The 4,736-nt window shown below is 74.5% G+C and carries 3 protein-coding genes and 1 pseudogene; 2 read left to right on the top strand and 2 right to left on the bottom strand.

Translation table 11 applies throughout. The annotated features are described in order from the left end of the window. Positions 1-132 precede the first annotated feature (132 nt). Positions 133-1,071 (bottom strand): annotated as a pseudogene (locus ACFXAZ_RS06835) (FAD-dependent oxidoreductase); the annotation flags it as partial. 69 nt (positions 1,072-1,140) lie between these two features. Between ACFXAZ_RS06835 and ACFXAZ_RS06830 the strand changes: the two are divergent. Both ACFXAZ_RS06830 and ACFXAZ_RS06825 read left to right on the top strand, forming a co-directional pair. Further along, on the top strand, positions 1,141-2,184 hold the full coding sequence (locus ACFXAZ_RS06830) for an oxidoreductase (RefSeq protein ID WP_384586054.1): 1,044 nt from the start codon (positions 1,141-1,143) through the stop codon (positions 2,182-2,184). Between the two features lie 70 nt (positions 2,185-2,254). Next, entirely contained in the window at positions 2,255-3,892 is a 1,638-nt protein-coding gene (locus ACFXAZ_RS06825) for an ABC-F family ATP-binding cassette domain-containing protein (protein WP_384586052.1), read from the top strand. Here the strand turns inward: ACFXAZ_RS06825 and ACFXAZ_RS06820 are convergent. Next, positions 3,889-4,395, bottom strand: coding sequence for a putative glycolipid-binding domain-containing protein (locus ACFXAZ_RS06820; RefSeq protein WP_384586050.1), 507 nt, complete (start codon positions 4,393-4,395; stop codon positions 3,889-3,891). The genes ACFXAZ_RS06825 and ACFXAZ_RS06820 overlap by 4 nt on opposite strands. Positions 4,396-4,736 lie beyond the last annotated feature (341 nt).

Here is a 4,736-nt window from a genome sequence, read left to right as displayed (position 1 = left end):
TCCCCGCCGGCGGCGCTCGGCGCGCCAGCGGGCCGCTCGCGGGGTGTGGTGGGGCCGGGGCGGGGCGGCGGCCCAATGCCCCCCCCCCGGCGCCCCCCCCCCCCCCCCCGCCAGCGGCCCCCCGCCCTCCACCAGCCCGGCCGCCTCCTCCGCGCACCCCCACGCCACCGTCACGCCCGCCCCGCCGTGACCGTAGTTGTGGACGAGCAGCCGCCCGCCGGGCAGGGACTCGCCCACCAGGCGCACCGCGGCACGGACCGGGCGCAGCCCCACCCGGTGCTCCAGCACCCGCGCGTCGGCGATCTCGGGACGCAGGGCCGCGCACCGTCGTACGATCGCCGCCGCGACCACCGGATCGGGGGCGGTGGACCAGACGTCGTCCACCGCCGTGCCGCCCAGGACCAGCCGGTCGCCGTGCGGGAAGAGGTACGTCTTGTCGGTGCCCCCGTCGTCCCCGGCGACCAGCCAGGTCTCCAGGCCCGGATTCGCCACGACGACCAACTGCCCGCGCACCGGCCGCACCCCGGGATCCGGGACCAGCGTGCGGGCGGCCAGCCCGGTGCAGTTGACCACCACCGGGGCGTCCGCCTCCCCGAACCCGGGGGACACCGACCGCTCCTCGACCGTGCCGCCCGCCGCCGTCAACCGCTCCCGCAGCCACGCCAGATGCGTCCGCATGTCGATCAGCGGGAGCCGCGCCCAGGTGCCCGGCCCCGGATACTCGTCCGGCCCGGACTCCCGCAGCGCCAGCCGGTCCCCGGCCCATTCGCGCAGCTCGTCAGGGTGCGTCGCGCCGAGTACCCCTTCGGCCATCCGTACGCCGCTGCCCGCGTCCCGCGCGGCCAGCTCCGCGTACACGTCGAGCGAGCGCAGCGCCCACGCGTACACGGACGCGAGCGGTTCGATGCGGTACGGCCACCACAGGGCGCCCGCAACCGCCGAGGTGGTCCGCCCGGCCGCGTCCCGCGTCCACAGCCGTACGTCGTGGCCCCGCTCGGCCAGCACCACCGCCGTCGTCAGGCCGATGACTCCACCGCCGACGACGATCACCTCGTCACGCTGTCCGCTCACCACACCGCGACCGTAGCGGAATGTGTCATGCCGCGCTCAGGGCGGTGTCCGACTGGGGATACTCACAGCATGTCTGCCGCGTACGCGACTTTCGGCCTGGCCCCTGCGATACGTGCCGGAGGGGTGCTGTCGGACGGGGGCTACCAGATCCACCGGGACTTCGTCGACTTCATCGTCGACGGCCGCCCGTTGCTCTTCCAGCTCTCCGACCTCGACGCCGTCTCCCCGCTCGCCTCCGACGTCCCGCCCGCGATCTTCACCGCGCAGGTCCGGGGCCTGCTGCTGGAGGCGGACGCCCCGCTGCCGGGCGACCGCCATGTCATCTACGGCTGCCCCGAGTGCGAGGACCTCGCCTGCGGCGCGGTCACGGCCGTGATCGAACGGCACGACGAGGAGGGGGGTGACGGTGGTGATTACGTATGGCGGGACTTCGCCTGGCAGACCGGACCCGTCGCCGACCTGGAGCTGAACGGCTATCACGGCATAGGGCCGTTCCGCTTCCGGGGCGAGGAGTACCGGGCCGCCCTGCACTCCCTGCTCGACGGCGCCGCCCCGGGCGCGCACCGGCGCCGGGTGCTGCTGATCGGCGCCCGGGTCGCCGTCCTCGCCAAGCTCGCCGCCGCGCTGCGCACGATCGGCATCGGCGCGGACATCACCCGTGACGCCCATGACGTGCCCCCGGACGAACTCCGGGGCTACGGTGCCGTCGCCTTCGGCCGCGCGGTGGACGAACGTGACCGCACCGCCGTCCGCGAGGCGTTCACCCGCGCGGGCGTGGAGGTGGCCTACGTCGACGGCCTCGCCCCGATCGTCCCGCTCCTCGTCGCCCAGATCGAACACGCCCTCGACCGCGGCCCTGCCGAGCGGCGCCGGCTGACCCACCTGGCCGTGACCGACGGCGAGGCGGGCATCGAGGTCACCTCCCCGTGCCGCGTCCGGCTCACCGCGTACCGCCTGGACCGGCTCTACCGCACCCACACCCACGAACTCTTCGACGGCGTCCTCGCCCCCGGCCACCACCGCATCCCCCTGGACACCAGGGCCACCAAGGGCGAGTCCTACGTGGTGGCCCGTACGACGGGGGGTGTGCTGGTGGGGGTGGTGGGGCGGTGACGGGGGTCCCGCTCGGGTCCCACCCTCCGCCTCGGCCCACCCCCCACCCCGCCCGCTACCATCGCCCCTGATGACTGCCACCCTCGTCGCCAAGAATCTGTCCGCCGGTCACGCGGACCGTTCGCTGTTCTCCGGGCTCGATCTCGTGATCGCGCCCGGGGATGTGATCGGGCTCGTCGGGGCCAACGGGGCGGGCAAGTCCACGCTGCTGCGGATGCTCGCCGGGCTGGCCGTGCCCGAGGAGGGGGAGCTGCGGCTCTCCCCGCCCACCGCGGCCGTCGGACACCTCCCGCAGGAGCCGGAGCGGCGCCCGGGGGAGAGCGTGCGGGAGTTCCTGGCCCGCCGTACCGGCGTCGCCGCCGCGCAGCGGGCCATGGACGAGGCGACCCAGGGGCTGGTCGACGGGGCGCCCGGCGCCGACGACGCCTACGCGGTGAGCCTGGAGCGCTGGCTCGGACTCGGCGGCGCCGACCTGGACGAGCGGGCCGAGGAGGTCGCCGCCTCGCTCGGCCTCGCCGTCAGCCTGGACCAGCCGATGACCTCCCTGTCCGGCGGACAGGCCGCCCGCGCCGGTCTCGCCTCCCTCCTCCTCTCCCGCTACGACGTCTTCCTGCTGGACGAGCCCACCAACGACCTCGACCTCGACGGCCTGGAGCGGCTCGAACGGTTCGTGAGCGGGCTGCGCGCGGGCACCGTCGTCGTCAGTCACGACCGCGAGTTCCTCACCCGCACGGTCACCAAGGTCCTGGAACTCGACCTCGCCCAGCAGCGGATCAACCTCTACGGCGGCGGCTACGCGGCCTACCTGGAGGAACGCGAGGTCGCCCGCCGCCACGCCCGCGACGACTTCGAGGAGTACGCCGACAAGAAGGCCGCCCTCCAGGACCGCGCCCAGATGCAGCGCTCCTGGATGGACAAGGGTGTGAAGAACGCCCGCCGCAAGGCGGGGGACAACGACAAGCTCGGCCGTAAGTTCCGCAGCGACGCCAGCGAGAAGCAGGCCGCCAAGGCCCGCCAGACCCAGCGCATGATCGAACGCCTGGACGTGGTCGAGGAGCCCCGCAAGGAGTGGGAGCTGCGCATGGAGATCGCCGCCGCTCCGCGCTCGGGCGCGGTCGTGGCCGCCCTGCGCGACGCCGAGGTGCGGCGCGGCGACTTCGCCCTCGGCCCGGTCACCCTCCAGCTCGACTGGGCCGACCGCGTCGCGGTGACCGGCGCGAACGGCTCCGGCAAGTCCACTCTGCTCGGCGCCCTGCTCGGCCGTATCCCGCTGGACGCGGGGCACGCCGCCCTCGGCTCCGGTGTGCTGATCGGCGAGGTCGACCAGGCCCGCAAGCTGTTCCACGGCCCCGAGACGATGCTGGACGCGTTCGGCGCCGCCGCCCCCGACGTGGAACCGGCCGAGGTACGGACCCTGCTCGCCAAATTCGGCCTGAAGGCGGACCATGTCCTGCGCCCCGCCGACACGCTCTCACCCGGCGAACGCACCCGCGCCGCCCTCGCCCTGCTCCAGGGCCGGGGCGTCAACCTCCTGGTCCTGGACGAGCCCACCAACCATCTCGACCTCCCGGCCATCGAACAGCTCGAATCCGCCCTCGACGGCTACCGGGGGACCCTGCTGCTGGTCACCCATGACCGGCGGATGCTGGACGCCGTCCAGGTGACCCGCCGCCTTGAGGTCGCCGACGGCAAGGTCACCGAGCGCTAACGCGGCGTCAGCCGCCGGGCCGGCCCCGGACAGTCCAGGACGAACCCGTCCGCGTCGAAGTCCAGATCACGGCGGAACGTCCCCGACACGAACCGCACCCGGCCGCCCCCGCCACTCGTCCGCGCCAGATGCGTGTACGTCTGCCGAGACGCCCGCACGGTCAGCTCCGGCACCGACACCCACGCCATCAGAAACTCCCGCGAGCCCCGCTCCCGGTGCAGCCGGTGCCGCAGCACCGGCATGGTGTTGGTCAGCGGGCACAGCCCCAGATCGCAGTCGAGCGCCCCGTCGACATCCGGCAGCCGCTCCCCGTCGGCGGTCCACCGCCCCCGCTCGTCCCGCCGCAGCTCCAGCGTCCGCGCCGCCGTCTCGACGCTCACCATGAGCCGCGCGCTGACGAAGCCCGCCACGGTCTCCAGTTCGTACGAGATCCAGTACGGCTCCGGAGTCGTCCCGACCGCCCTGCCACGCGCCCCCAGGGCCCCGCGCCGAGGTCGGCCCACGCGGTCTCGTAGCCGCCGCTCGCCGTGACGTCCCAGGTGAGGACCCGGGAGGCAGGTCCGCCAGTGACCCGCGAAGTCGCCATACCGGCCACCCTGCGGGGAAGGGCGCGCAAGGGCAGTGCGGGTACGCGCCGATGCGCCGGGCCCGACCACCGGCTGACGACGACCCGCCCTTCCCGGGCCGGGGGAAAGGACACGGCCCGCCCCCATGAGAGGGCGGCCGGGCCCGGTGAGGAGGCGCCCCGTTCCGACAAGAAGGGGGGGCCCCCCCACGCGAAATGGGGCCGGGGCGCGGGGCCGAGAGCAAGCACAGCGCCCCCTGCCGAGGATGAGGTGTTGAG

The sequence above is a fragment of the Streptomyces sp. NPDC059477 genome (genome assembly GCF_042749375.1).
Classification (GTDB): domain Bacteria; phylum Actinomycetota; class Actinomycetes; order Streptomycetales; family Streptomycetaceae; genus Streptomyces.
The sequence above is the reverse complement of the archived record's forward strand: the minus strand, read 5'-3'. Positions and strand labels throughout refer to the sequence as shown.

Bases quoted from the DNA above. Each gene is read 5' to 3' on its own strand.
- ACFXAZ_RS06830 (WP_384586054.1), top strand. From the start codon at position 1,141: ATGTCTGCCGCGTACGCGACTTTCGGCCTGGCCCCTGCGATACGTGCC.
- ACFXAZ_RS06825 (WP_384586052.1), top strand. From the start codon at position 2,255: ATGACTGCCACCCTCGTCGCCAAGAATCTGTCCGCCGGTCACGCGGAC.